General features: G+C 54.4%; 22 protein-coding genes. 14 read left to right on the top strand and 8 right to left on the bottom strand.

The window, feature by feature from the left end; genetic code table 11:
* The first annotated feature begins 318 nt into the window (after positions 1–318).
* The 3 genes from EGJ27_RS02300 to EGJ27_RS02290 all read left to right on the top strand — a co-directional run bounded on the left by EGJ27_RS02300 (position 319) and on the right by EGJ27_RS02290 (position 3,439).
* Positions 319–1,086, top strand: coding sequence for an enoyl-CoA hydratase/isomerase family protein (locus EGJ27_RS02300; RefSeq protein WP_125829094.1), 768 nt, complete (start codon positions 319–321; stop codon positions 1,084–1,086).
* A gap of 1 nt (position 1,087) precedes the next feature.
* Positions 1,088–1,828, top strand: coding sequence for an SDR family NAD(P)-dependent oxidoreductase (locus EGJ27_RS02295; protein ID WP_125829093.1), 741 nt, complete (start codon positions 1,088–1,090; stop codon positions 1,826–1,828).
* 258 nt (positions 1,829–2,086) lie between these two features.
* A complete protein-coding gene (locus tag EGJ27_RS02290; RefSeq protein ID WP_125829092.1) occupies positions 2,087–3,439 on the top strand; it encodes an MFS transporter in 1,353 nt (450 codons plus the stop codon).
* A 113-nt stretch (positions 3,440–3,552) separates the two neighbouring features.
* Here EGJ27_RS02290 and EGJ27_RS02285 read toward each other — a convergent pair whose 3' ends face one another.
* The 5 genes from EGJ27_RS02285 to EGJ27_RS02265 all read right to left on the bottom strand — a co-directional run bounded on the left by EGJ27_RS02285 (position 3,553) and on the right by EGJ27_RS02265 (position 10,962).
* Positions 3,553–4,911: an OprD family porin gene (locus EGJ27_RS02285; protein WP_125829091.1), complete on the bottom strand. Its 1,359-nt coding sequence runs from the start codon at positions 4,909–4,911 to the stop codon at positions 3,553–3,555.
* A 335-nt stretch (positions 4,912–5,246) separates the two neighbouring features.
* Positions 5,247–6,857, bottom strand: coding sequence for a rhodanese-like domain-containing protein (locus EGJ27_RS02280; protein ID WP_125829090.1), 1,611 nt, complete (start codon positions 6,855–6,857; stop codon positions 5,247–5,249).
* 86 nt (positions 6,858–6,943) lie between these two features.
* Positions 6,944–8,155, bottom strand: a complete 1,212-nt coding sequence (locus tag EGJ27_RS02275; RefSeq protein ID WP_125829089.1) for an acyl-CoA dehydrogenase family protein — start codon at positions 8,153–8,155, stop codon at positions 6,944–6,946.
* 129 nt (positions 8,156–8,284) lie between these two features.
* Positions 8,285–9,361, bottom strand: a complete 1,077-nt coding sequence (locus EGJ27_RS02270; RefSeq protein ID WP_218568044.1) for an LLM class flavin-dependent oxidoreductase — start codon at positions 9,359–9,361, stop codon at positions 8,285–8,287.
* Positions 9,358–10,962: a rhodanese-like domain-containing protein gene (locus EGJ27_RS02265; RefSeq protein ID WP_125829087.1), complete on the bottom strand. Its 1,605-nt coding sequence runs from the start codon at positions 10,960–10,962 to the stop codon at positions 9,358–9,360. Before EGJ27_RS02265 ends, EGJ27_RS02270 begins: the two co-directional genes overlap by 4 nt.
* A gap of 283 nt (positions 10,963–11,245) precedes the next feature.
* On the opposite strand from EGJ27_RS02265, the gene EGJ27_RS02260 reads away from it, so the two are divergent.
* From EGJ27_RS02260 to EGJ27_RS02220, 9 genes are all read left to right on the top strand, one after another.
* Positions 11,246–12,232: an ABC transporter permease gene (locus EGJ27_RS02260; RefSeq protein ID WP_125829086.1), complete on the top strand. Its 987-nt coding sequence runs from the start codon at positions 11,246–11,248 to the stop codon at positions 12,230–12,232.
* Between the two features lie 2 nt (positions 12,233–12,234).
* Positions 12,235–13,176, top strand: a complete 942-nt coding sequence (locus tag EGJ27_RS02255) for an ABC transporter permease (RefSeq protein WP_125829085.1) — start codon at positions 12,235–12,237, stop codon at positions 13,174–13,176.
* Positions 13,173–14,831 carry an ABC transporter ATP-binding protein gene (locus tag EGJ27_RS02250; RefSeq protein WP_125829084.1) on the top strand — a complete coding sequence of 553 codons (1,659 nt, stop codon included), beginning with the start codon at positions 13,173–13,175 and terminating at the stop codon, positions 14,829–14,831. Before EGJ27_RS02255 ends, EGJ27_RS02250 begins: the two co-directional genes overlap by 4 nt.
* Before the next feature lie 221 nt (positions 14,832–15,052).
* Positions 15,053–16,282 (top strand): acyl-CoA dehydrogenase, encoded by a 1,230-nt coding sequence (locus EGJ27_RS02245; RefSeq protein ID WP_125829083.1) that lies wholly within the window; start codon positions 15,053–15,055, stop codon positions 16,280–16,282.
* Positions 16,283–16,324: 42 nt separating this feature from the next.
* A complete protein-coding gene (locus EGJ27_RS02240; protein ID WP_125829082.1) occupies positions 16,325–16,783 on the top strand; it encodes a nuclear transport factor 2 family protein in 459 nt (152 codons plus the stop codon).
* A gap of 133 nt (positions 16,784–16,916) precedes the next feature.
* On the top strand, positions 16,917–18,473 hold the full coding sequence (locus tag EGJ27_RS02235) for an ABC transporter substrate-binding protein (protein WP_218568043.1): 1,557 nt from the start codon (positions 16,917–16,919) through the stop codon (positions 18,471–18,473).
* A gap of 84 nt (positions 18,474–18,557) precedes the next feature.
* Complete coding sequence (locus tag EGJ27_RS02230) at positions 18,558–19,601, top strand: LLM class flavin-dependent oxidoreductase (protein ID WP_125829080.1); 1,044 nt, start codon at positions 18,558–18,560, stop codon at positions 19,599–19,601.
* Between the two features lie 280 nt (positions 19,602–19,881).
* Positions 19,882–21,582 carry a hypothetical protein gene (locus EGJ27_RS02225; protein WP_177522911.1) on the top strand — a complete coding sequence of 567 codons (1,701 nt, stop codon included), beginning with the start codon at positions 19,882–19,884 and terminating at the stop codon, positions 21,580–21,582.
* A 200-nt stretch (positions 21,583–21,782) separates the two neighbouring features.
* Positions 21,783–22,067, top strand: coding sequence for a DUF3892 domain-containing protein (locus EGJ27_RS02220; RefSeq protein WP_125829079.1), 285 nt, complete (start codon positions 21,783–21,785; stop codon positions 22,065–22,067).
* 113 nt (positions 22,068–22,180) lie between these two features.
* Here the strand turns inward: EGJ27_RS02220 and EGJ27_RS02215 are convergent, their stop codons facing one another.
* A complete protein-coding gene (locus tag EGJ27_RS02215; RefSeq protein WP_256672623.1) occupies positions 22,181–22,411 on the bottom strand; it encodes an AbrB/MazE/SpoVT family DNA-binding domain-containing protein in 231 nt (76 codons plus the stop codon).
* Between the two features lie 58 nt (positions 22,412–22,469).
* Positions 22,470–22,865, bottom strand: coding sequence for a helix-turn-helix domain-containing protein (locus EGJ27_RS02210; protein WP_125829077.1), 396 nt, complete (start codon positions 22,863–22,865; stop codon positions 22,470–22,472).
* A 423-nt stretch (positions 22,866–23,288) separates the two neighbouring features.
* Here EGJ27_RS02210 and EGJ27_RS02205 point away from each other — a divergent pair, with 423 nt between their 5' ends.
* A complete protein-coding gene (locus EGJ27_RS02205; RefSeq protein WP_177522910.1) occupies positions 23,289–23,726 on the top strand; it encodes a nuclear transport factor 2 family protein in 438 nt (145 codons plus the stop codon).
* A gap of 891 nt (positions 23,727–24,617) precedes the next feature.
* Positions 24,618–24,965, top strand: coding sequence for a hypothetical protein (locus tag EGJ27_RS02200; RefSeq protein ID WP_125829075.1), 348 nt, complete (start codon positions 24,618–24,620; stop codon positions 24,963–24,965).
* Positions 24,966–25,130: 165 nt separating this feature from the next.
* On the opposite strand, the gene EGJ27_RS02195 is transcribed toward EGJ27_RS02200, so the two are convergent.
* The gene (locus tag EGJ27_RS02195; protein ID WP_158619322.1) at positions 25,131–25,895 is read right to left on the bottom strand and encodes an RNaseH domain-containing protein; all 765 of its coding nucleotides are present in this window, start codon (positions 25,893–25,895) and stop codon (positions 25,131–25,133) included.

Below are 25,895 nucleotides of genomic sequence, written 5' to 3'. Positions count from 1 at the left end.
CTTTGTGCTAACCCTGTCGCGGTTACCGATGAGGCTGGGCGGATCATTGAATGAATGGGCACGGGCGATCAGTGCATAAGTGACCGATTAGCACACACTTCAGATTGCACGAGTGTCTTCATCGCAGACATTCTCTGGTCTGCCGCCTCACACCTGGGTCAAAAGGTCTCTGTTTTGAAGGTGTACAACTGAATCTCGAGCGATGGCACGCAGCTTGCGGGGAAGAAATATGTGTCTGTCCAGAGCTGGCCGGATTTTTTCGATTACTTCTGGCCATCGATCACATGCTTGAATCCAACAACAAAACGAGGGAAGTCGATGACAGTGTCTCTAACACGGGCTGGCCCCTATGCCCACTTGATTTTGAACCGCCCCGAAGCTCTGAATGCGCTCAGTTTTGAAATTCTCGCTGAGATCGGCGATGCATTGGACGAAGCGGCCGATTGGGATATCAGAGCATTGATCATCAGCGGCAGTGGGGAGAAGGCCTTTTGTGCCGGCGCCGATATCAAAGAACTCCAGGATCGTAGCCTTTCCCAGCAACGAAAGGGGCTGGAAGTCGGCCAGTCGGCATTCTCCCGGTTGGATCGATTCCCCGTTCCTTCGATAGCTGCCATTAACGGCTATGCCTTCGGCGGTGGTCTGGAGCTGGCCCTCGCATGCACTTTTCGAGTTGCATTGAGCAAAGCAAAGCTAGGGCTGCCAGAGGTCAAGCTTGGCCTTATGCCCGGCTACGGGGGCACACAACGCCTGCCTAGATTGATCGGCGAAGCGCGTGCCATGGAGCTGATCCTGACGGGACGCACCCTGGACGCAAGCGAAGCGCATTCAATTGGCCTGGTGAATAAGCTGGTTGAGGAGGACGTCATGCTCGCAGCGACAAACTTCGCTGACCAGTTCAGCGGTTTCAGTAAGCAGGCGACTGCCTTTGCACGAGAGGCGGTTCAGCGAGCAATGGGCGGCACCCTGGCCGACGGTTTACGCATTGAGGCCGATCTGGCAACGCTTGCATTTCAAACCGCTGATGCCAGGGAAGGCATGGCTGCGTTCGTGGCAAAACGTCCACCCCAATTCAAGGATCATTGAGATGACTGCCAAGAACATCTTTCTCACCGGCGCCAGCCGTGGCATCGGTGCAGTAATCGCCATTGACCTCGCACAGCGCGGGTATACCGTCGGTTGCCTGTCACGCAAAGGTATGGGGCCAGAATCCTTGAACGTTCCTGATGAGCTTCGAGATCGCCTGATTTACCTTCAGGGGGATGTGACCGATCCGGCTTCCATTGCGCAGGCATTGGCATCGTTCAGTGACCAGGTTGGCGACATCCATGGGCTTATCAACAACGCCGGAATCCAGACCGAGGCACCTTCCGCCAAACAGCCTCTTTCTGAGTTCAATGAAGTCATCCAGACCAACGTGGCCGGAACATTTGCTGCCTGCCAGCAAGCCTATCCTTATCTGGAGCACAGTGGCGGACTGATCGTAAACGTGGGTTCTTTTTTCGACAAGATGGGCGTCAAGCGTAACGCAGCATATGCCGCGTCCAAGGCGGCGATTGGAGCCATCGGGCGGTGCCTCGCGGTCGAGTGGGCGTCCAAAGGTATACGGGTGCTAACCGTCGCACCCGGCTATATCGAAACGGATTTGAATAAAGACTTCATGCAATCCGAGAAGATCAAGAACTTCCTTGCTGCGCGCATCCCTGTTGGGGGCCCTGGCTCGGCGCTGGATGTAGCCGGATTTATCGCCATGCTTTTCCATGAACAAATGCCCTATTTCACCGGAGAAACAATCTACCTGGACGGTGGACAAGGCGTGGCGCTCTGACCGCCAGGCTGCTCGATAACAAAAACGGCCAATTCTGGCCGTTTTTTTTCGTCCACCCGCGCAGCCAAATGTGTCCTCCAAGACGACACTGGCCCAAGGAGCCCTGCGTTCATATCAAAATTAGTTGTTTAGTTTCAATTGGTTAGCTTGGCGGATTGCTTTGGTACGCTGCTTGCAAACTTCACATGAGTTGCCGGGATGCATAGGCGACGGGACGGTTCACAAACAAAACAAGAAACCTCCAGTGGAGATGCGCCCATGAGTCACCTAAGTGATAAACCACCACGCTCACCTATTGTCAGGGTGGCCTTCGCAAGCTTCATCGGTACGCTGATCGAATACTTCGATTTCTTCCTGTTCGGCACCGCGGCGGCGCTGATTTTCAATAAAATCTTCTTCCCGACACTTGATCCGCTCACAGGCACACTCGCAGCATTTGGTGCTTTTGGCGCCGCCTTCGTTGCACGCCCGCTTGGAGGTGTGATCTTCGGTCATTTCGGTGACAGGTTAGGGCGCAAAACCATGCTGGTCTTGAGCTTGCTCATGATGGGGCTGTCCACGCTTTCGGTGGGACTCATGCCTACCTATGAGCAAGTAGGTGTACTGGCACCCGCTCTTTTGTTGACCGCGCGTCTGTTTCAAGGGATTGCGATTGGTGGCGAATGGAGTGGGGCGGTTCTGATGGCGGTGGAGCACGCTCCGCCTGGCCGACGAGCCTTTTACGGAAGTTGGCCACAATGTGGCATCCCCGCCGGCCTGGTTTTAGCAACGTCTTCCTTTTATCTGGTGCAGTTGCTGCCCGAGGCAGAAATGCTGGCCTGGGGGTGGCGAGTTCCTTTCGTCGCCAGTGCATTGCTGGTGATCCTGGGCCTCTACATCCGATTGAAGATTACCGAAACACCGGAGTTCAAAGAAGTAAAGCGCGAGGGGCGTGAGGTGCGGTTCCCAGTGACACAGGTGATTACGACGGCTTGGAAGTCCGTCCTGATCACCATGTTCTCGATGGCGGCCGCGAATATCATTTTCTACATCGCAACCGTCTTCATCCTGCGTTACGTGTCGACGACGATCGGCCTGCCCAAATCAACCGTATTGGGCGCGGTGTGTCTGGCGTCGCTGATACAAGTGTTCACCATACCTGTGATCGCCATCATGGCTGACAAATACGGGCGCCGACCTGTGCTGATGATCGGGTGTGTGCTGATGATTATCCTGGCGTACCCCATCTTCTGGCTGGTGGATTCGGGCGACACTCTGAACGTCTACCTGGCCATGTTCATTTGCCTGCCTGTGCTTCACGCAGCGACCTACGGCCCCCTTGCCAGCTTCGTGACCGAGCAGTTTGAAACCCGCTTGCGGTACACAGGCTCAGCAATCGGATATCACTGCGGTGGGATGATCCATAGCGGCCCCGTTCCGTTCATAGCCACCACCCTGGTTGCATGGTCAGGGGCGTCTTGGCCGTTGGCGCTATACATCATTTTTGGAGGGGTCTTGACCTTCATCGCTGTGGGGTTTGCAAGAGAGACCGCTCCTCATCTGGCATCCTCTCAAAGCCCGTCATCATCGGAGGCGGGTGAGGCGCTGATTCGAACCCCTTCGGCTCCTTAAGGGTATAGCGATAAACGGGCTCGGTTGGACGTCATCCAGGCGAGCCCGTTTCAATCGATGTTTGATGGCGTCCACCTGTCATTCAGGTCAGGTCAGCCGATCAAAAACCGATCTTAAAAAGTCCCGGTTAACGGGAAGTCGATCGAAAATCTCCACCAATCCTGATCCGCCTCGGTCTGAGCCTTGTTGGCACGATGGCTGTTATACCTGAGGAAGAAGGACATTCCCTTGGCGGAGCCACTCTGCACGACGTACTTCGCTGAGACCCCACGTTCCCAGTGCCGACCATCCTTCCCGTAGCCAAGGTATTTGTAACCGCCGGTACGATCCATGTGGGTTCCGTCGATGTTCCATCCCTTCACATAGTTGCTACTGAACGTCAGTCCCGGAACACCGTACGGCGCCATGTTCAGATCGTATCTGGCTTGCAGTGATTTCTCGTTGGGCGCATCGAAACCAGAAATAGGGGATGAGTTGCTCAGGATTTTTCCGCTGCGTGTGAGGTAGTCGAAAGGCGTGTTTCCATCGACTTCCTGATAGCCCAGCATGAACGTGTGGGCGTTGTAGGAATAGCTGGAAATCAAGCTCCAGGCAGTATCATCAATTTTACCCGACAACGCTTTGCCGGTATCCGTCATACGGTAGAGATTGAAGTTCAGTGCAACTGCTTGCTGCGGCGTCAACGGGTAGGCCCATGTGCCACCGACATAATGTTTGCGCCAGGTGTCTTCATACTCTGAGGTGTAGAGGCTGATGGATGTATCCTTGAACCCGGTGTAGGTAGAACCCACGAAATCTGACCGATTTCCTTGCTTTGCATTGGAGTAGTTTACGACAAAGCCTTGATCGTGGCTCGACGCATTGCGGTCAGTGCTCTCTGTGAAGTGGCCAGCAACAAATTTATAGTTCGGGATTTCTTTGCTTTCTAGGAATAGACCTGTCGCAGTCTCAGGCAGCAGTCGATTGTCAGACGAGTTGAACACTGGAGTGACTACGCGCTGCTCCCCGATGGCCAACGTTGTGTTGGACACACGGAACTTGATAGCGACGCCTCCGCGCGAAATGTTGTTTTTCATATGGCCGTCATTGTCGACCCCGAGAAGCCGAGCTTTACCGCCGCGCCCACCGCCGCTGTCCAACTGTTGACCGTAGTAGACATGTGCGTCCAGGCCGACGCCCACAACGCCCTGTGTAAAGCCTGACTGGATGTTCCCCATCAGGCCATACGCCCATTCTTCTGCATAGCCATTACGCTCAGACTTGGGCTTTACAGCGTTGCGAGCTCCGGAATTACTCGCTCCATGACGATAATCCCTATAATCGATCAGCGTTCGATTCAAGAGCCCCCATGTGCTGTCCTCAATGAAGCCTTTGGACGATTCTTGGGCGCTATCAGCAAGCGCTGACTGAAAAGGGTCAGAAGCAATAAAGGCAAGCGAAGAAAGCCAAAGCAATTTGTTAGATGGCGACATCGTGAAACTTTCCTAAGGTGTGTGAATGCCGCTCATTGCCGCAGGCAGGTAAGCCGTTGTATATGAGCGCTGGGCCTGTCACTCTAATTTCACAAACCTCGGGACGTGTTTACACGCGCCTTCGACTTTAGAGTCGGTGACATTATTACTATCGATTCTCTTATTAGTATTGTATGAATCGCCGAGCGACTGGCGTGGTGCATACCCTTCACATGCTGATCCGCCGTCAGAAGAAGTAGTACTACCAGTTGCTCGTACAATGATTGCCCGCTTGTTATTGCGTCGGCTTTCTAGCTGTTCTTTACATGTAAATTTTTCTGGAGGCGCAAGCTGACCTAGACGAGATCCGGCAGCTGAAACTCGGCGGTTCCATCGCGCTGGAGTTGTTCAACAAGTTGAAGTTCCCAATCTAGGTATTCTCGAAACGCTGCGTGAGGATTTTCCGCGGTGTAGGGGCTTGGCCATATGTCCAAAAACTGTTGTCGCTGCCCGTTGTCACCTCCAATCAATGGAAGGCCTGCAGCCAACCAGGCGTTGGTTCCACCTGATAACACCAGGACATCTGTCAGCCCAGCTTGTTCGCATCGCGCGGCTGCGTAGGAGGCTACGATACCGTCTACGGACGTGAGCACCACCGGATGGTCATTCTTGATGCTGCGTATCTTGGCAATCAACTCTGTGCCTAGCGTGAACTCGCTGCCAGGGATGTGACCGATCTTGAAAAGGTTGCTGGCTGAGACGTCGATCAGATTGACTTCATTTGCCGCCAAAAAGCGATGCAAGACTACAGCGTCGATTTCCCGCGCCTTTGGAGGGGTGATGGCATAGCGATGAGGGGCCGTGCCCACCTCGACAGCTCCAGCAAGAGCATCCTGAAGAATGTAAACCTCAGCCCAGTTGATTTGGGTTAACCATGAGGCGGTTATTGCTGCGCGCACCCCATCCGCACCGTCGATCAATACAATCCGCGCGTTCTGCGTGCCAACCCACTCACCCACCTGTTGGACAAGCTGCCCACCATAGGCCCATCTCGATCCCGGATAATGCGATGTCTCGAACTCCTGTTGGCTTCGCACATCGAGCAGGTAGAGCGAACGCTCCTCCAGCAGGGCCTGAGCAGTGAAGGTCGCAAGCTCCTGTTTGGTGATCGATTTCAGATCGAACTGCCGGGCTAGCTTCGCGGCAGACTCCAGTGCGGCTTCCAGCGCATGAGAGGAGGGCTCCCGCACTGGTTCAGCGGTACCGGGTTCCAATGGAAAACCGTGCAGCAACCAGTCCATCGTCCCATTGGCGAGGGCAGCAACCTTATTGGGAACGCCAGCATTAATGAGCGCTTGGGCGCCAATAATGCTACGTGTGCGGCCAGCACAATTGACCACCACCAACGCATCGGGATCGGTTACGACCTCGTGAAATCGATAGACGAGCTCGGCGCCTGGCAAATCAATCGCCCCGGAAATGCTGAATTTACGATATTCATGCTCTGGCCGGCTGTCGAGCAGAACAATGTTTTCGCCGTTATCCCGCCGTTGTTTGAAATCCACGACGCTGATGCTAGGCGTCCCATAGTGGTGCTCTACCACCTCACCAAACGCCTTCCCGATCGCATGCACGCCGGTAAAAATTTCATAGCCTGCATCTCTCCAGGCCGAAGTGCCTCCAAGGAGAATCGAAACCTTGTGATACCCCAGCGACTCAAGTCGCTGTTTCGCGGCTTCCGCCAGCTGTCTCTTGCCGTCGTCGTACACAACCACCTGTGTCGAGAGAAGGGGCACCAGTTCGCCGATACGGTATTCAAGGACACCTAACGGCAAAGAGATACTGCGAAGGATATGACCATCACGGGCATGTATTCCGCCTTCCCTGACGTCGAGAACCGCAATCTCGGTTGCCTTCAAAAAGAGCGACTGCAGTTGCTCGGGAGATACAGCGGTTTCTTTGGTCATTGTTATTTTCTCGTTTACATGATCGAGTGCTAGACCGTTCCGAGTGACTGGAACGGTTGGCACGCTTGCTGGTTACGCTGTCAGAATCAGAAGAAACCGCCTCGGGGCAGCGGTGCTCCGTTGAGCTCGTAGTCGCCGATTACCCGCAGCTTGTAGACCCGCGGGTTGTGCGCAGAAAGCGTCTTGATGTTTCGCCAGTGCCTGTCCAGGTATGTCCCCGAACGAACGGTTTGACCGCCGCCGGCTTCAAACAACAGGTTGGCAGTGACAGGCCCAAGCTCATCGACAACAACCTTGACGCGCGCTGCTGCGAGCGAGGATTGCATTCTGGAGCCCTCATCGTCGCCGTGAGCTCGTTCCTGCTGCTGGCAGCGCTCGAATCCACGGGCAGCCTCTTGAACCACGGTTCTAGCAATCCAGGCATTGGTCGAGATTTGCCCAACGATCTCCTGAACACCGGACTCTTGCCGCGGGAGGTCTGCCAGCCCGTGGTAGAAATTCCTGCTGCGGTTTTTGACCAGCGCAATAGCGTCGTCCTGAATGTTCTCCATGATCCCGGCAATTACTGCGCTGAGGTACAGCTGATGAAAAACCGCCCGGTAGGCGCGAGCATCAAGCTGGACGTCCAGAATCTCTTCTGGAGCAACGTCGACATTTGTAAATTTTGTCGAACCCGATCCGGTGAGGCGCTGGCCAATGCCATCCCAATCCAATGGCCGCTCGATGCCTTCCCGAGAGGCGGGGATCGTGGCCATCGCATGCTTGCCATCATCACGCACGGCATTCACGCTCAGCCAATCGGCGTAGAGGTTGCCCGTGGTGTAATGCTTTGTGCCTGTAAGGCTGTAGCGATCACCGGAGCGTTTGAATACCGTGCTGAAGTCGGCACCACCAGATACAGCGGTGGTCAGCTCACTGAACGCCCCGCCAATCGTTTCGCCTCGTGCCGCAGCCTCCAAAAAGAACCGGGATGTCGGCGCGTTCGGGTTAAGTAGCGCGCTTTCAATCGTTGCAAAGTGGTTTCGAAAAGCATGAGCAATGTTCGGATCTGCTTTGCCCAGATCGATGACGATGTCCATCAGCTCCGTGTATGAGATACCTGCTCCCCCTAGGTCAACAGGGACACGCAATGCCCCGAAACCTTGGGCCTTAAGTTCCGCCACCTCAGCAAACGGATGCTCGCGACTTGAATCACGAGCCCCAGCGGTTTTTGCAATGTGTGCAAAAATATCGTTGAAACGATCGCGCACAGAATCCAGTTTGGATTCGTTATTTGTTGATGGAACAACGGTACTCATGAATTAAGCTCTACTTATGTTGGTTGTTATGTTTGCATGTGACAGCCTGCCACTCGCCAAGAACTGGGCGTCGTACGGCATGCAGAATGGTCATGTAAATTTTTTGGAGGGTTTATCCCTCAGCAGTGATCATTTGTTGAATAGCGGAATAACGCTCTCTCCAAACTCATAGCTGCTTTCAAGCCTCGGATACCCGGACATGATGAAGTGCGTGATACCTGCATCCCGGTATTCCGAGATCCTTTGCGCGACCTCTGCATGGTTGCCAACTAGCGCAGGATTTCCGTAAATGAGGCTCGATCCAGCCCATATGTTCGGATAGACCTGCAACGCATCCCGATCCCGCTTAGTGCCGTCATGAAGCGCAGCCAGCCGTTGGTGGCCCACTGCGCCAGAATCTCGGAAGCGCTGCTGGGCTCGATTTATGATGTCTTCCGGCAAGCCGTCGAGGAGCCGATTGGCATGGGCCCAGGCTTCATCGGATGAGTCTCGGTTGATCACATGCAGGCGCACCCCAAAAGCCATGTCACGGCCTTGTTGAGCAGACAACTCGCGAAGCCTCGCAATCCGTTCCCGCAGCATCGGCGGCGTCTCGCCGAAGAACAGCTGAACATCAGCGTGACGAGCGCTGACTGACTCCGCTTGCGGTGAGGCGCCCCCGAAGAAGATGGGAGGTCGCTTTATCAACAGAGCGGGAAGGCCACCCTTTGAGATCTTGTAGAACTCACCTTCATGCACATACGGAGTCGCCGCCCACTCTTGTTTGAGGATGCTGAGAAATTCGTCTGCTCGCGAATACCGCGAAGATTTGTTTATAAAATCTCCATATGACATTTGCTCAGCATCGTCCGCGCCAGTCACTACGTTTAACGCAAGTCGTCCACCCGAAACCTCTTGGAACGTCTGTGCCATCTGCGCCATAAGCGTCGGATGAACCAGGCCTGGTCGAAATGCCACCAGAAACTTTATACGGCTCGTAACTTGAGTCAGAGCAGCGGTGATGAGCCATGGATCGGGGCAGGATCGACCCGTTGGGGTCAGCAGTGATTCAAAACCATTACGTTCCGCAGCAAGCGCTACTTCTTTCAAATACCCGATGTCTGGGATTCTTCGATTTTCACCACGCTCAAGGAGTGCGCGACTGTCTCCAACGGTGGGCAGATACCAGTGGAAGATCGGATTGCCAGACGGCAATGATGTGCTCACGCGCCACGCCCTAACGCCAGCGTCCCGTCTGCCCGGATCAGATCGACAATCGTGTCTCCCCATGCCACATAACGGTTAAAATATTTCTTCCACTCGGCAGTGGTGTGTATAGGGTTCGGTGGCCCAAGAGGATCAAGGCTATTCGGGTGCACTTGGTCTGCCACCGGCAAGCCGGCTGCCTCCCAACTTTTCTTTCCACCCCGAAGCACAAACAGGTCTCGGTTTTGAGAGGGCGCTATGTCTTGGGCTGCAAACGCAGCCTCTCGACCGTCATCCGATATGAAGAGGACGGCCCCTTTGCCTGGCAATTCATCAACGCTGCCTGGCAGAGACTCACGTGACGAGTACCACGACCCATCAATGACTCGCCTGGATCGTGAACCAGAGTGAGTGGGAGCAAAGTCGATGATAGTCAGAGGCTGGGTATCGATCAGCGCTTTGAGTTGCTGAGATTCAAGATATAGCCCATTGGACAAGAGTGGGTCTGTGGGTTTTATGACACCTGACTCAGTGAAGTCGGCTGAGTCAGCGTTGAACAAAAACACTTCCCCGATGCCGAGCTGCGTCAGCCAGTAAGCTGTAATAGCTCCACGCACACCGTCAGCACCATCAATCACGACAATTCTTGCGTTATTGACACCTACGAAAAGATCGGTTGTTTGGAGTAACTGGCCGCTTGGAACGTGCTGACTTCCTTTAACGTGCCCGGCTGTATATTCATCTTCCGTACGAATGTCGAACAGATACGTCGTACGCGTATTTTCGGACTGGAATGCCTTCAGAAGATCGTTATCGATCAATTTCAAACCATATTTAGTCTGCAGCGCGGAGGCTCTGTCTCGAGCTTTTTCAAGCGTTTCTGCACTGGGGGTTGGTAGAGGATTGGCTGAGCCTTTGGACGGCTCAAGCCCGGCAAATCTCCACCCAGCAGTGCCGTTTTCAAGCGAAAATACAGGGTTTCTGACCCCTGCCGTGATCAGCGCCTGCGCCCCAATAATGCCTCGCGTGCGTCCGGCACAAGTCACCACGACGGTGGCATTTTCCGAGGGCACGACCTGGTCAAAACGATAGAGGATTTCTGCACCTGGGAGCACAGTGGAGCCGGGGATCGATACATACTGAAACTCAACTTCTGGGCGCGTATCAAGAACGATGATCTGTTCTCCGCTCGATCTACGCCGTGCCAGTTCCTCAGCCGTAAGTTTAGGGGTTGAGAATTCCCGCTCGATGAATTCGCCGAGGGCTTTGCTGATGGCATGCGCGCCAGGGATCAGTGGGCGGCCAATAGCGGCCCAGCCGCTAATCCCACCCAGCAAGTAACGAATGTTGGAATACTTCAACTTTTCCAGGAGTTCAGCGGCACGAGTAGTCAGCGTTTCGTCGCCGACCAGAACAATCTCAACCTTTGTGTTTGGGATCAATGAGGGTGATCGAGTCTCTAACTGCGCCAACGGCAAATGCACTGACCGAAGTATATGTCCCGCCACGAATTCAGCATGTGAGCGCACATCAACCACTGCAACTTCCCGTGATTTTAGAGCGTTAAAAAGTTCATCGGGCGTTAGGGCGCCGAATTGGGTAAGGACGGGATTGGGATTCACTGCACAGCCTCCTAGGTTCGCTTTTTTTAAGCTCTAACCAGTCGACTGCGATTTCTCCAATACTTAAATCATCTAACCTTATGCCCGAACCTGGCAGAGGTTTGATAACCAAAAATTCTAGGTTTAGATCTAAAAATTTTCTCAGAATTTGTTGCCTGCACCCTGTTCCAAGCCAGGAAATAAATCTGTACTCTTGGGTACAAACCTGCCCAACAAGATCATTTAGTTCGTTCTGACCATAGCAACGGAAGACGAATTTGCAACCGTGCCATGAGGGAACTCAATGATTCAACTGACGCGACTCGCCCTGAGCTTCGCACGCAACGTAACCAAAGCGGTTCCCACGATCTTCGCCGTCATAGTCTTGAGTTTTTTCCTTCTCAAACTAGCCCCAGGGGACGCAGCTGACTTCGCTGCCGCGGAGTCAGGTGCTGCGACGGTTGAGAGTATTGCGGAAATCAGGCATTCGTTTGGTGTGGACAAGCCTGTCTACGAGCAGCTTGCCAACTACTTTAAGCAACTGTTCCATTTTGACCTTGGTTTTTCACAACGCTACGGGCTTTCTGTATCTGACCTGATCCTGGATCGGCTTCCCGGAACGTTAGTACTAATGGGCGTGGCCATTGCCGGAGCACTCATTCTTGGCATTTCGCTCGGTACAGTCATGGCAGTGTTTGCTAACCGATTACCGGATCGGATCGCCTCAATGGCTTCGCAGTTCTTCTATTCAGTACCTGCCTTCTGGGTTGGGATGATGCTGGTGGTGTTGTTTTCCGTGAAGCTTGGATGGTTTCCAAGTGGCGGCGCACGCACCATCGGCGGGCCATCTGAAGGGTTTGCCTGGCTGATTGACCGCGCCAAATATGTTGCGCTCCCAGCCTTGTCGCTGATGCTTTATTACCTAGGCATTTATGCGCGGCTGACCAGAGGGGCGATGTTAGAAGCACAAAGCCTGGACTACGTTCGCGTAGCGACTGCGAAAGGACTTACACGCGCTCAGGTGATCCGCCGCCATGTTCTTCGCAACGCGCTGATACCCATCACAACGGTGGCAGGCATGCACGTCGCTGGAATTCTGGGAGGAGCAGTCGTCGTTGAGACAGTGTTCAACTGGCCAGGAATGGGCCGGCTCGCTTATGAAGCCGTCATGGCTCGTGAGCCTCAGATATTGATGGGTGTGATGCTTGTATGCGCTCTGATGGTCATCGTTACGAACGCTGTGATCGACCTTGTACACACGTTGTTGGATCCCCGGGTAAAGGTTCGTTGAGTATGAACAGCACAACCTCTAACGCCGCCTTGCGGTCACTTTCAAAAGCCATTGGCAAAGACATCGCGCCCCAGCGCAGCGCGAAGCCTGCACGACCCGCCCGGAGAGTGAGCTTGTTGGTTACGGCATCTATCTTGGTTGTCCTCGGAGTCGTTGCGTTACTCGCACCATGGCTCAGTCCATATGATCCTCTCAAGGTGGTAGGCCCGGCTTTTATCTGGCCAGGGCAAGACTGGAGCTTTCCATTGGGCACTGACTCCCTGGGACGTGACGTTTTGTCAGGGATATTTCATGGTGCTGGGGTCTCCATCTTTATCGCTTTGGCTTCAACGGTTTTGGGGTTGCTCCTCGGTGTCGGAGCGGGGGCCGCGGCGGGGTACTTCGGCGGCCTCTTTGACGACTTGGTTGTTGGCATCATCGGGATTTTTCAGACCATTCCAAATTTCGTCCTGTTGGTCGTGGTAGTCGCGGTCGCGCCTCCGTCAACCTGGGCGGTCGTGCTCGGCGTGGCGTTGGTCTCCTGGGACTTCATGGCGCGATTAACGCGTGCAGAGTTCAGATCCTTGAAGGAAAAGGAGTATGTACTCGCGGCGCGTAGTGAAGGCTACGGGCATCTCAAGATCGTATTTCGAGAGATTTTGCCCAACGCGATGCCATCCATTGTGGCGGGCACATCAGTGATGGTTGCGAACGCGATCCTAATGGAGTCGGCGATGTCCTTTATTGGTTTGGGCGATCCCAACGCTGTTTCGTGGGGTTCAATGATCGGCGCTGGCCGGGAAGTGTTGCGCTCGTACTGGTACCTCACCGCGATCCCAGGAGCATTCATTGTAATTACCGTGCTTTCTTTGAACGTTCTGGCTGATCGCCTCAATCAAATGTTGAACCCTCAGCACCGACAGCATGAAAGTGAAAAGTCGCACCTGGCGCAGGAAAAGGCATGACTCACACATTGTTAGAGGTGAACGACCTCATAGTCCGTTACCCTTCAAAAACGGCGGTAAACGGGCTCTCGTTCACTATTCAAAAAGGAGAGGCCGTAGCGGTTGTTGGTGAATCGGGCTGCGGTAAATCCACCACGGCGATGTCTATCCTTCGCCTGCAGCCCAATACCTCACTTAGCGGAAACATTCTCTACCAAGGTGAGAATCTGGTAGGCGCTTCAGCACAACGAATGGAGGCGATACGAGGCAAAGAGATTGGCATGGTGTTCCAGGATCCCATGTCATCTTTGAATCCTGTCTACACGATTGGTGAACAGATCGCCGAAGCGTTGCGCCTTGAGGGAGGGTTGTCGGCAACCCAGACCACGAAGATGGTTCTGGAGCTGCTGGATCTGGTCAAGATCAAAGACCCGCAACAGAAAATTTCTGCTTACCCGCACCAGCTCTCAGGTGGCCAGCGCCAGCGCGTGGTTATCGCGATGGCAGTGGCTCGGGTACCCAAACTCCTCATAGCAGATGAGCCTACAACTGCCCTTGATGCACAGGTGCAACTGCAGATACTGGAGCTTTTGGATTCTCTGCGCCGCGAACTTTCAATGAGCCTGCTCCTGATCTCACATAACCTGCCCGTTGTTTCGCGATGGACGGATCGAGTGGTCGTCATGCACGCAGGCGCGAAGGTCGAAGAGCTCAAATCAGAAGATCTGTTCACTCACGCCAGCCACCCATATACCGCGGGCCTTGCGACGGTCACCATGCGTCTTGAGGATAGCCGGCACTACAAAACCTCTAAGCTGCCAGAAATCCTTGTGGACACTGCAAGGCCTCATGGCACTGCATTCAATGTACGCACCCCAGACCCGATTGCTCCGCCGACGGCGCTTACCGATGACCCGCAGAAGATCCTCGACGTGAAGCACCTGGTCGTCAAGTACACCGATGCGCACAAAAGAACCGTCACCGCCGTCGATGACGTCTCTCTTCACGTTAATCGCGGAGAAACTCTTGGCCTTGTCGGTGAATCAGGGAGCGGCAAAAGCTCGCTTTCGAAAGCAATAATGCGCCTCACACCTTTGCAAAAAGGTACGGTGGAACTGAACGGTGTCGACATCACCGCAATCGGCAGTAGAAAAATGCGGGACGTTAGGAAACACGTCCAGATGGTGTTTCAAGATCCATTTTCGTCGCTGAATCCTCGGCACACAGTCGGGGACATATTGGCCAGTGTGGTCAGAACGCACCTGGACTTGCCAACCAAGGATGCGGCGAAGCTGGTCGCGAACTGCCTGGACGATGTCGGACTTCCGAAAGGGTCAGTAGATCGGTACCCATTTCAATTTTCCGGTGGACAACGCCAGAGAATCGCCATCGCTCGGGCAATCATCCTAAAGCCCAGTTTGATCATCTGTGACGAGCCCGTATCGGCGCTAGACGTGTCCGTCCAAGCTCAGATCCTCAATCTCATGTCAGATCTGAAGCAAGAACATGGCCTGGCCTACCTTTTCATCTCTCATGACTTAGCGGTCGTGCAGTACATGTCCGATCGAATAGCGGTCATGCAGCATGGCGCAATTGTCGAAGACGGCGACCACAAGAACCTTTGGAATGATCCGAAGCATGCCTACACACGCAACTTAATCGCCGCGCACGCTTAGTTCCAGCCGTGACGCAGCACTTACGAATTCCATGAATTAACTGGCTTCCTCATCGTTTGATTTCGTCAGGTTTATTTTTGCGCGGCAAGTAAGGCTTCGATTCACCGCGGCCATGGGCAAATAGGTAGATATTGCTGACTCGCTGAAGTCTTGGGCGGCCGTTGTGCTGTGCCTGCGATCTGGAAAGTGAGTTATGAAATTTATAATGAAAGGGTACACAAGTGAGTCTAGATACTAATCATTCGCTGCATGACGCAGAGGCGTTTCTGGTTTCCGATCCGCTGAGCAGTGAAGAAGGGCGCCTGGCCCTATTGAGCCTGATTGCCAAAGGAGTACCCGCTCGTGAGAGAGGTGAGGAAGATACTCGCGATGCAGTGAACCTGCTCCGTGACGCGGGCGTGGGGAAGTTGCGGATTTCAAAAGATGAGGGTGGTTATGGTTTGTCGCTCCCCGAGCTTATCGGATTTGCGACCCTGCTCGGGCAGAGTGATCCGTCCGTGGCACAGATTCTCAGGAATCATTTCGCTTTCGTCGAGCACGCACTGCGCAACCGTGGCCTTGCACATTACGAGCGCGGGCTCACGTTCGTTAAGCAAGGGAAGCTGATTGGACTTGGGGCTACCGAGCAAGGTGTGGCTCAAGCCGGCACCATGAAATCGGATACGGCACTCGTTCGGGAAAACGACGAATTCCGAATGACCGGTCGCAAATTCTACAGCACCGGAAACATGTACTCCGACTACATCAGGGTATACGCATCCCTGGACGGGCAGTTGATCTCTGCACTGATCCCGGCGGATAGAGAGGGTGTGGCGTTCGAAGACGACTGGGACGGCTTCGGTCAGAGCCGTACAGCCAGCGGTACCACGGTACTGGCGAACGTACGCGTGCTGCCTGAAGAAATTTTCCCGGCAGAAGAGAAAGTGAAGTTGCCTTTCTCCGCAACATTCCCTCAGCTCTACCTCACAGCGATCGTGGTGGGGATCATTCGAGAAGTCGAAGCCGATGCCATTTCGGTGCTTAAGCGACGCGGCCGAAATTTCTACCACGCGGTGGCCGAGCAGCCCACCGAGGATCCGCTGCTGCAGGCGGATATAGGACGAATCGCCAGTATTGCGTTCGTGGCTGAGTCCGCGGTGATCCGCGCCGCCACTGCATTGGGTGCCGCCTTCGATTCAGCCATCAATGGCGAAATCGACCATCAAGCCTTTGAACTAGCAGCTCAATACGTGGCGAAATCCAAGGTGATTTTGGACGGTTTAGCGCTGGATGCAGCCAACTCCCTGTTTAGCGTTGCGGGCGCATCGGCAACCTCTCGCGCGGCTCAGCTTGATCGCCATTGGCGCAATATTCGCACGCTCGCCTCGCACAATCCGGTCTCCTACAAAGCGCGGGCGATTGGCAACCATGCAGTCAATGGGAACTCGCTGCCGAGTGCTGGATTCTTTTGAACACCCTGGAATAAATACTTAAAACTGCGGACGGAGTGTCGAATGGTTTCTTTGGTGGAGCTTCAGGATCATATTGAGGTTGAACAGGTAGTCAAGCGTGTGGCTTATGCAATTGACCACCTCGATTGGAAACTATGGGAAGACTTATTTGCCCATGATGCCGAGTTGGACTTTTCGAACCTGAGCGGCAATCGCGGATCGCCTGAGTTTTTTCAGGAGCGTATCACCAACAACAGCAAGACCAGAATCGGCTGTCAGCACCTGACCAATAACATTATCGTCACCCTAGCCGGTGAAACAGCGACCACGCATTCGGAATTCTCGATATTCAACGTCAAGCGATCTGCCCAGCCTGGTCAGTTGCTTCTAGAGTCCATGCACGGTCAATACAAAGACACCTTGGTAAAAACCGGCGAAGGATGGCGCATTCAGCGACGGGAGGGATATCTCACTTGGAAAGAGTCACGTGAGGTGTCCGAGGAACATGTGAAGTTCAGGTAATGAGCCTGACCTAGTCGGCTAAAGAGTCGTTGCTGATTAATTTTTAGAAGGCTCGGTGAGTGCCGAGCCTACGAATCCTTGAGGTGAATAAATGTTACGGATGACTCGCAGAGAGTTCAGTCTAGGTCTAGCTGTGTCTGGCCTCTTGCTTTCAGTACCGTCGTCAGTGTGGGCACAAACCGGCCGTCCACGCGGCGGGACGCTGAGCATTGTGTCTTCAAACGAGTATCCGACCCTGGTACCGCTGTATCAGAACATCGGTATTGCAGGGACGAGCGGGCGGGTGCTCGAAGGACTGTTGGAAACACGCTCTGATCTCAGCGTTGCTCCCAGTCTGTGCAAGAAATGGGACGTTTCCGAAGGTGGCCATGTTTTCACCCTCAACTTGCAAGAGGGCGTTCGTTTCCACGATGGCAGTCCCTTCACATCGTCTGACGTCCAATTTTCACTCCAGCTCATCCGCGAGACGAATGCGCGTCGCAAGGTGACATTCCAGTATCTTGAAAAAATTGAGACCCCAGATCCTCTAACCGTCATCTTGCGTTTCTCCAGACCTGTACCTTTCCTCCTGACCACGCTCACGGCCAAGAGCTGCCCGATGTTGCCTCGACGCCTTTGGGAAGGCACCGATCCGCGTACCAATCCCTACAATGCAAAGCCAATCGGGACAGGGCCATATGTTTTCAAAGAATGGGAGCGCGGCAGCTACCATCTCCTTCAGCGCAATCCAGATTACTGGCGCAAGGATCTGCCGTACCTTGATCAGATCATCATCAAGTACATCATCGACCCTGGCGCGCGTCTCTCTGCCTTCGAATCTGGCACGCTGGGATTAGGCTTTCAGTCTCCGATAGCCGTTGAAGAGCTTGACCGGGTGCTTAAGGCCCATCCCGACCTGACGGCCTCCACCGAGGGTTATGAAGACAATGGTGCCATGAACCAGTTGTTCTTCAACTTACGTACCCCTGTGCTGCAAGACGTACGAGTGCGTGAGGCTATCGCCCACTCACTCGACGTCCAGGATTACATTCAGCGAGTCTGGAAGGGTTACGCCGTATCAGCTCCGTCACCGATACCTCCGAACCAGAAAGCGTTCTTCGATACCGGCATCAAGCACCGCGCATTCGATGTGGCCAAGGCCGAGCAGTTACTGGATCAGGCCGGACTACCGCGGGGCGCTTCCGGACGCAGATTTTCGCTCCGGTTGACCTACAACCCATATTTCAAAGAGTTGAAGGGCGGGGCGGAGTTCATCAGGTCAGCTCTGGACGCAATTGGGGTAGATGTCGTGCTTTCAAACTACGACAGCGCCACATACGTACGGACGGTCTACACCAACGCGGCATTCGATCTTGACCTGGGCGGGGTCGATGGGGGATTCGATCCTACGGACGGCGTCCAACGCATCTACATCTCGAGCAACAGGCTGATCGGCTTACCGTTCTCCAATAACAGCTGGTACGCCAACGACCAAGTGGATGAGCTACTCGATAAGGCTTCGGTCGAGACCGATCCAGCAATCCGACGCAAATACTACTTGGAATTCCAAAAGCAGGTTGATCGAGATCTGCCGGTCATCAATTTGGTATCGCAGCGCCTGTTCACCCTGGCCAAGCGTGAGATCCATGACCACACACCGGATGGGTTCGCTTCGAGTCCTTCCTTTGCGACGACCTACATTCAGGCCTAAGCCTTGGCTCCATCCGGACTGATCCCACAGGTTGGGATCGGTACCTTTTACTTCGTACGGACATGAAGCAGTGGAACGGTTTTCATGAAAATAGGTAACATGCTTTACCCTCAAAGCCTCAACAGTGCCCATGACGCCACTCGAATTCATGAGTGCGTTCAGGAAGCTGTGACCTCTGAGCAACTTGGCGTTGATACGCTATGGCTCGCTGAGCATCATTTTGACGGGAACAGTGTTTATAGCGACCCTGTTACTTTTGCCTCTCACCTGGCGGCGCTCACCCAACGGATCAAGATCGGCTTTGCCGTGCTTCAGACTTCCCTGTATCACCCGGTGAGACTGGCAGAGCAGCTATCACTCCTGGATATTCTGTCGAATCAGCGTGTCGTCGTGGGGCTCGGCCGCGGTACCAACGGGAACATCTACGAGTACCAAGGGTATGACCTCGACGCCCTGGAAGCGCAGACTCGCTATGTGGAATTGACCGAGGTCTTGCTGAAGCTTTGGAATGCTGAAGCTTCTGTGGCTCATGAAGGTACGCACTGGAATCTCAACGTTCCTGCGCTGCGCCCGAGATCCATCAGCCGACCCCATCCGCCGGTGATTCATGCCTCAGGTAGTCCGAGTTCAGTGAAAGAGATTGCCAGTCGAGGCGAGCCCATCTTGATGGCGCCACTGTCCTACGACGAGACTGCGCGGCGACTTGAAGTCTACACGCAGACCATGAAGGAAGCCGGATATGACGCCCGGCACATCGAGAACGCTTTAGATCAGAGCTGGGTCTGGCGTGAAGTCTACGTGGCCGACTCCTTGCGAGAAGCCCAGGACATTGGCCTTGCCAATTTCCTACGGACTCACGACAGTCGAGGACAGCTGCGGCGCAAGGTTTATGCCGAACAAGGACTTGAGCCACACAGTCGTGATCTACGCCAGGCAACGGCGGAAAACGCTGCTGACATGGGTTTTCTCCACGGTACCGTCGAAACGATGGAGAAGGAGTTCTCACGAATCGCAAGTCTGGGTGTCGGAGGTGCATTTGGTGCTTTCCGATTGGGAGGGCTGACTCAGGAGCAGGCCACGCAAAACCTTGCTCTATTCATGACAGAGGTCGCGCCGAGGCTCCGATAGTCAGGTAATCTTCGTATGTCCGGCGCTAGCCGCCGGGCGTACCCTTGTCTCGCTGATGTCGGGTTCAAAAGCCTGGCGGGGAACATCCGGACGCCCTAGTTACCCGATTTTCTTCTGCTATTGCATCCAGCAGCCTTGGCGCTATCACGAAAAACCAGGCTGTGCAGCTTTAATCGGCGTCTGTGATCCTCACCTCCCAACATGCGAAATTCCCCGAAAGCCTTATTCGCGGCGGAGCATTTTCCCGGCATGATTCGGCCACAGGACGAAGGGGATCATGATGAGCGGAGCAAAAACCAAAGCAAAGAAATCCACGGTAGCGCAGGGAGAGGCCCCTCACGCACGTCACGATTTCATTCAGTCGACCGTTCAACGGCTGCGAGATCGCGCAGGGAACGTTTGCTCGTTTCCCGAGTGCCACGTGCATACCCATGGAGCGCCCTTCGCCGGGGAAAAAGCAGTGGGGGTTGGCGTGGCTTGCCATATCAAAGCCGCCGCCCCCGGCGGGCCTCGCTACGATGCCAGCCAGACGAAGGACGAACGTCGCCACATCGACAATGGTATTTGGATGTGCCAAACGCATTCCAAGCTCGTCGACGCCGACGACTCGGCCTACAGCGTCGAAACCTTGCTCGATTGGAAGCAACTGGCCGAGGTCCGATCCAATAGCCTCATCAACAAGAAGAGCTTTACGGAAAATGAGGTCAAGGCAGCCGTTGAGGAGGGGAGTGTTTCTGTTCTTCAACGCTGGGTCAACAAGTCCGATGACCCTCTTGATACCCCGATTACCGAGGTGATGACGGGATATGAGACTTCGTTGCAGTCACTTGATCCCAGGTTCAACGTTCAGGTCGACCGGGTAGACGGCAATTACTATCACCTCATCAGTGCTGCTCAGGACAATGTCAGCCTGAGCCTCATTTTGCGGGATCTGGATCAGCTGGCGGGCTTTTTGGAAGCGCAGAAGGCGTTGTATGAAGAAGGCCGTCCAATGGCGATTCCTGGAGCCCACGTCATGTTCGAAGGTTCCAAGCTGTTTGAGGCCATCCACAACAGGGCACACCGCTCAGGACAAGGCGTTTTAACGCTGGGTGCTCCGAAACGAGCGCTGACCGCCAACCTGTACATACGAACCCCGGAAGGTCACGAAACCTCCATCGACACATTTACCTGCCACTACACGTCCGGCACCGTTCGCACGGTTTTCGATGGGGAGGCGCTGGGAGGTTTCTTCAAGGTCAGTGCTTCATATGAGCATGACGGGCAGGGTACTAAAATGGATCTGACGTTCAATGCCGAGGCATGGAGCGGGAGAAACATTCTCGATCTACCTCGCTTCTCCCGTCTTCTGAAGGGAGCACGGAGCCTTGAGAAGGGGCGCTTGGTGGTCGAGATCGAGGTGGGTAACAACGTCGCAGTCTTCGACACCAAGATCAGCGCCCTCAACGAGGAATACCACGCGCGGTTGCGTTGGCTGATCGAATACCTGGATTTCGCTCGGCAAGTGGCAGAGCAGTGCAGCGAACCGGTCATTCTGAAAAGCCTCGACTTCGATCACGAGGTCTATGGCGCGATTCGCAAATATGCGACGTTGCTAAAAGGGCCATACTCATCCACTCGGACACCCGGCTTGCTAACCAAAGGTGGGTTCAACGCTCAGGACGAGTTCAAGTTCTCGAGTTTCCTGAAGGATGACATGCCGCCTTTGATAACGGTCTCTGAAAAGAGCAGCGTGGCATTTGATCTCTTCGGGCAGACCATCATTCCTCCCAGAATCGAGACCCTTTACACGGGAATCGAGATCATCGCGTACACCGAGCTTGATGCTCCGACCAAGCCCAGGACGGAGCTCTACACCACAGCGGAAACGACCGTGACCATGCAACTGCATGGAGGAGATCCATGGCTCGTTCATCCGAGCGCGGATGTGATCGGTGAGGACACGAACGAAAAAGTGAATAACTCAAACACCGGTGGCTGAGTGACGCTGTGAAGAGGGGTACGGGCCGCGGCGTATCGTGGTCGGGGGATAGCAGCAATCGCAACTGCCACGGCCTCTCGCAGACCAAGTTGTTCGGCCATCCGGTAGGTGAACTGTATTGACGACGACATCAAGAAGCCAGTACAAAAAAGGCGCAGTTTTTCTGTTGTACGCACCTCAACCGAGACAAGGAAATCCACATGGCTGATGCTCAAGTAACGTGCATTACGAAACCGAATGTGAACAGCTCCCATGAGCACATCACTCACCTGGGCAACCCAGTAAGTCAGTGGCGCTGGACTCGAGAGCAGGTGATCGCGAGTATCGACGCAGGAACCAACACGTTCTACGTGCTTGATCCGGTGAGCGGTGCGCGAGCGAACATCGGCGTGGTGCGGGAAACTGGCCGCATGCCTTATTTGCGTACCTACGCAGATGGGCAATGGAACAACAACCTGTTGTCGCTCAATCAGTGTCCGATCTGATGCTCGAGGCGTTGGCCGGTAAGCGCCAATGAGCTTGCCGGCCACCCAGAACGTCTGGCGGACGGAGCCTGCTATGGCCACCAGGAACCCATCTTCTAGGCGCGTCTAGCAGGTTATTCAGGCTGGATTGTCTGAATTTTCCACGACTCAACCAGCTCATCGATCCTGTCAGGCAGCTTTGGCGTCCTGGAAAGAACCAGGCACCGTTCGCTGCCCACAAACTCTTCACTGACATACAGCGAATCGCCGACGTCGACTTCCAGCGCCTGGAGAACTTCATCTGGGATGCGGATGGCACCATCACCGTCCCAGTCTTCAATGGTGACTTTGACCGAAATGCTCATGGGCAACTCCATATCGCGGTGTCATCTTGAACCGATCTGACACCACCGATACGCCAATTTACCTAGAAAAACAGAACTCGCCTTGCTGAGCGGAGTTGATTTGCGTTTTCGATGGAGAACGGGTCTTTCCCGGAGCGGCGATATCCGCAGGTATCCCCAGTTCCGCAAGCACACCGACTTGCGCCAGCTCGGTGACTTCCTCCTCAAGGAGTCTGACGAGAGACCTGATCGATTGTCCCGTCTCAGCACCAATGGTGAGGGCTACCAACGTCAGCGTGCTCAAGCCCATAGGGGGACTCAGCGTCGCCATCATTTCTAGCGTGGGGCTGCTTTGTGCACGCTCAAGTTTGCTGACATATGTCCTGCTGCTCACTTCAGCCAGGTTTTTCTGTGAAAGCCCTCGGGCTCTGCGCATCGCCTTCAGTACCGCGGCGACGGCTGTCTTTAGGGACATAAACCATTCCTGTATTAGCTTCGTAGTGCTGGCTCGAACTCAAGATTCGGTTTCTTGATCAGCTCATCGAACAAGGAGGCTACCACAGCAGCCCCTTCGGCTTGGCTGCGCAGTGATCTCGATCCAGAGCATTTTTCTCCCTCGACTGGCACTGGAATCCCCGACGGCGTCAGCCATGCGCCCGGAGTCACCTGCGAGGAGGCCTACGGAATGCTCAGAAAGCAGCAGCCATAGAATTTCAGCCTGGAATTCCGAAGAGACTGGAATCAGGAGGTCATTATCTTTGGTCGCTGGATGGGTAGAGTAGGCGCGCGGTCGTGAGAGGGCGCTTGCATGCGCACTCTGTGGTTGTAGGTGCTCAGGATTCATCTGACTCAGACCTCACAGACCTGCCCGTAGCTCATCGACAACAGAGACCCGCTTTTGAACAATCAAGATCTCATCGATCGTGAAGAAATTCGGAACCTCCGAATCCTGTACGCCCACCACCTGGACAGCAATAACATTCAGTCGCTGGACGAAGTCTTCTCCGCCGATGCGGTCATGGAAATCAACATCGGCAGGATGGTGGGCCTAGATGCGATACGCACGGGTCTCAAATGCGCCTTTGAGCTCTTTGATCGCGAAAATCGTGGCCGCTATCCCTTCATGCACGTCATTGCCAACCATTGGATCAAACTGACGGGGCCCGACACGGCCGAGGGGCGCTGCTATCTGGTGGATTTCGAAACTGCTCCGAAGCCATATTCGAACCAGCTCTCACTTCTCGGCGTATACGCGGACGAGTATGCGTTGCTGCAAGGCCGTTGGCGCATAACTCGAACTCGGCTGGAGATGGTCTGGCCCCGCCGCAATGATTAGATGCCAATCCCCTGAGCTCTACTCAGGGATGGTATGACAGACGCAGGCCGTGATCTGCCATCCCTCCTTTGTCTTCGCGAACTGGCTTTGGGCATCAACACTACGTTGTCTTGAAGACGTACCCAAGATGGCGTCATTTGCCATCCTTTTTTCGGCATTGGCACACTGATCAAACCCAGGGAAATATTCAAATCTGCTCACTGCATTGGCATTTTCGCACCAAGACCGCATGGATTTTGTGAGCCATTACGGGTTCGTCGGCCACCTTCCGAAAATAGAGGTATATTTCCGCTCGGATGCCCGGTTTTACTGGCTCAGGCGGGTATTAATCGGCATTGCCAAATAGTCAACTTAGCGACCGTTCATCTGTTTTCGCGAAAATAGTCGACCCCCACCCCCTTGAAAATTTTTAAAGACGACGGAGTTTATATATTTGAGAGCAATGAAAAAGCAGCAGTGCCCCAAACACCGCCGTTGGCACAGGACACCGCCGGTTTCGACGGGTTTTTTTTAGCTTGCAAATGACACGGTCTTGGAGGCTGAAACCGAATTCAGATTGTTTGGGGTTGCCCGGGGGGCAGGGGAAAGTCGCGTTTGTTAGCAGCCGTAGGCTGCTACTGCTGCTTTGAATCCAAAAAAATAATGAAGGAACAATCCGTCTCGAATTGTGCCAGTGTCGGACAACATGAGTTCCCGGCCCCGTTTTTGCGCTGAAAATCACAGCCTGTGTGTGAGCTCCTGAGGAGGTGGAGTAAAGGCCTCATGACCGCCATCCAATTCTTGGATATCGACGCCGGTTAACCCTATATTGCACAGCTCGACAGAACGAAATGGATGGGGACGTTGAAGATCAAACCATGCACGGCGAGTAATCGATATGCGTGAGGGGTTATGAATCCGCCCCTGGAGAATGAGGTGTTTTGCATTGCCGCTGACGTCTACGGCTCAGATCTGGCAATCGTGGTTGAACGGGCGTTGTCGAGCTATCGCAGAGAATCTGGTCGGGAGGATCTCGCACGCATTCATCTGACCGAGATCGGACATAAAGCCTTCGCAGGGCTAACCCAGGCACTAGCGTCACCTGAGTCACCTTGGCATCACAAGTATGAGTGGGGAGTGGAGGTACGTTCGCCGGTGCGCTGGCATCTCTATCATCACCTGATCCGCAAGCTAATCGCTGAAGGTCATGCGACAAATGCTATTCGCGATGCTGGATTTTCGGGCGATCTTGGACTTTAAGGTTTATTGGTTTTAAAGCATTCACAAGACGTGTCCGCCCCAAACGGTCGGTCACCGGATAGAGCCCAAGGGAGATACCTCGGGCGTGCTGAAGGCTTTGCCGATCATCCATACCCCAGGCTGATAGCAAGTGTTCATCAACTCTTACGATCGTGAGGCCGCTGTTCAGAAGCTGCTTTTGCGATGGCGCTCCATGATGGGATGATCCGTGGCGATCTGCTTGGCGGCGTGAAGGGGAGAGGGTAGGCGCAGGTACCCGTCCCAAAGGGGGGCGTTTTTGCACCAAAGCCCTACTTGCAGTGCCAAGCGGTCAGCGGTCGCATACTCTCCCTCTTGGATCATTACAAACTCCGTCACTCCCAACTGTTGCCAAGGTTCTCTGAGCTTACTTTGCGCGATGTCGTAGCGCGTGCTGCTGCGCTGGGAGATCAGACGGCTGTAGTGCTTGGTGTAGGAAGTGAAGTAATACACGCTTGGCTGATCCTCTGCCTGATGAACACCGATTCTGCTGCCAATGAACATTGGGGCAAACGGAGACTTGCTGTGTACCCCAGTCATCTGCGCGGTTTGGGAGTCGGCACGGACGCGCACTGCCCAAGCATGCCGAGGAAACCGGGGAAGGCCAGAACCTTCTCCATCATTGAGACCTGGGTAAAGCTTCTTCAGACCAGCATTCATCAACACTATCAGCGGCGTACCTGCTATCGGAGTCGGAGCAAGCATTGCCCGATTGATCAGCTTGGTCGCTTCGTCCTGGCTCATCAATTTCGGCGTTGCTTGAATCCTGCACAAGCCTTGCTGGTAGGGCACCCACGCGTCTGTCGCGGGGGAAAGTGGGTGCGCTGAACGTGCTGTCTCGACGGGGGCGGGGTAGAACACCTCAAGGTCAAGAGAGCCAACATGGGCACGGGTTATGACGGGTAGGTACAT

The organism is Pseudomonas sp. v388, assembly GCF_003935425.1.
GTDB lineage: Bacteria > Pseudomonadota > Gammaproteobacteria > Pseudomonadales > Pseudomonadaceae > Aquipseudomonas.
Note: the sequence above shows the minus strand (reverse complement) of the source record. Positions and strands in the feature narration are given on the sequence as shown.

Excerpts from the sequence above, each read along its gene's own strand:
- EGJ27_RS02300 (WP_125829094.1), top strand. The coding sequence starts at position 319 with ATGACAGTGTCTCTAACACGGGCTGGCCCCTATGCCCACTTGATTTTG.
- EGJ27_RS02195 (WP_158619322.1), bottom strand. The coding sequence starts at position 25,895 with ATGTACCTACCCGTCATAACCCGTGCCCATGTTGGCTCTCTTGACCTT.
- EGJ27_RS02230 (WP_125829080.1), top strand. The coding sequence starts at position 18,558 with ATGAAAATAGGTAACATGCTTTACCCTCAAAGCCTCAACAGTGCCCAT.
- EGJ27_RS02285 (WP_125829091.1), bottom strand. The coding sequence starts at position 4,911 with ATGTCGCCATCTAACAAATTGCTTTGGCTTTCTTCGCTTGCCTTTATT.
- EGJ27_RS02225 (WP_177522911.1), top strand. The coding sequence starts at position 19,882 with ATGAGCGGAGCAAAAACCAAAGCAAAGAAATCCACGGTAGCGCAGGGA.
- EGJ27_RS02215 (WP_256672623.1), bottom strand. The coding sequence starts at position 22,411 with ATGAGCATTTCGGTCAAAGTCACCATTGAAGACTGGGACGGTGATGGT.
- EGJ27_RS02295 (WP_125829093.1), top strand. The coding sequence starts at position 1,088 with ATGACTGCCAAGAACATCTTTCTCACCGGCGCCAGCCGTGGCATCGGT.
- EGJ27_RS02200 (WP_125829075.1), top strand. The coding sequence starts at position 24,618 with ATGAATCCGCCCCTGGAGAATGAGGTGTTTTGCATTGCCGCTGACGTC.
- EGJ27_RS02290 (WP_125829092.1), top strand. The coding sequence starts at position 2,087 with ATGAGTCACCTAAGTGATAAACCACCACGCTCACCTATTGTCAGGGTG.
- EGJ27_RS02260 (WP_125829086.1), top strand. The coding sequence starts at position 11,246 with ATGATTCAACTGACGCGACTCGCCCTGAGCTTCGCACGCAACGTAACC.
- EGJ27_RS02220 (WP_125829079.1), top strand. The coding sequence starts at position 21,783 with ATGGCTGATGCTCAAGTAACGTGCATTACGAAACCGAATGTGAACAGC.
- EGJ27_RS02275 (WP_125829089.1), bottom strand. The coding sequence starts at position 8,155 with ATGAGTACCGTTGTTCCATCAACAAATAACGAATCCAAACTGGATTCT.
- EGJ27_RS02280 (WP_125829090.1), bottom strand. The coding sequence starts at position 6,857 with ATGACCAAAGAAACCGCTGTATCTCCCGAGCAACTGCAGTCGCTCTTT.
- EGJ27_RS02255 (WP_125829085.1), top strand. The coding sequence starts at position 12,235 with ATGAACAGCACAACCTCTAACGCCGCCTTGCGGTCACTTTCAAAAGCC.
- EGJ27_RS02250 (WP_125829084.1), top strand. The coding sequence starts at position 13,173 with ATGACTCACACATTGTTAGAGGTGAACGACCTCATAGTCCGTTACCCT.
- EGJ27_RS02210 (WP_125829077.1), bottom strand. The coding sequence starts at position 22,865 with ATGTCCCTAAAGACAGCCGTCGCCGCGGTACTGAAGGCGATGCGCAGA.
- EGJ27_RS02240 (WP_125829082.1), top strand. The coding sequence starts at position 16,325 with ATGGTTTCTTTGGTGGAGCTTCAGGATCATATTGAGGTTGAACAGGTA.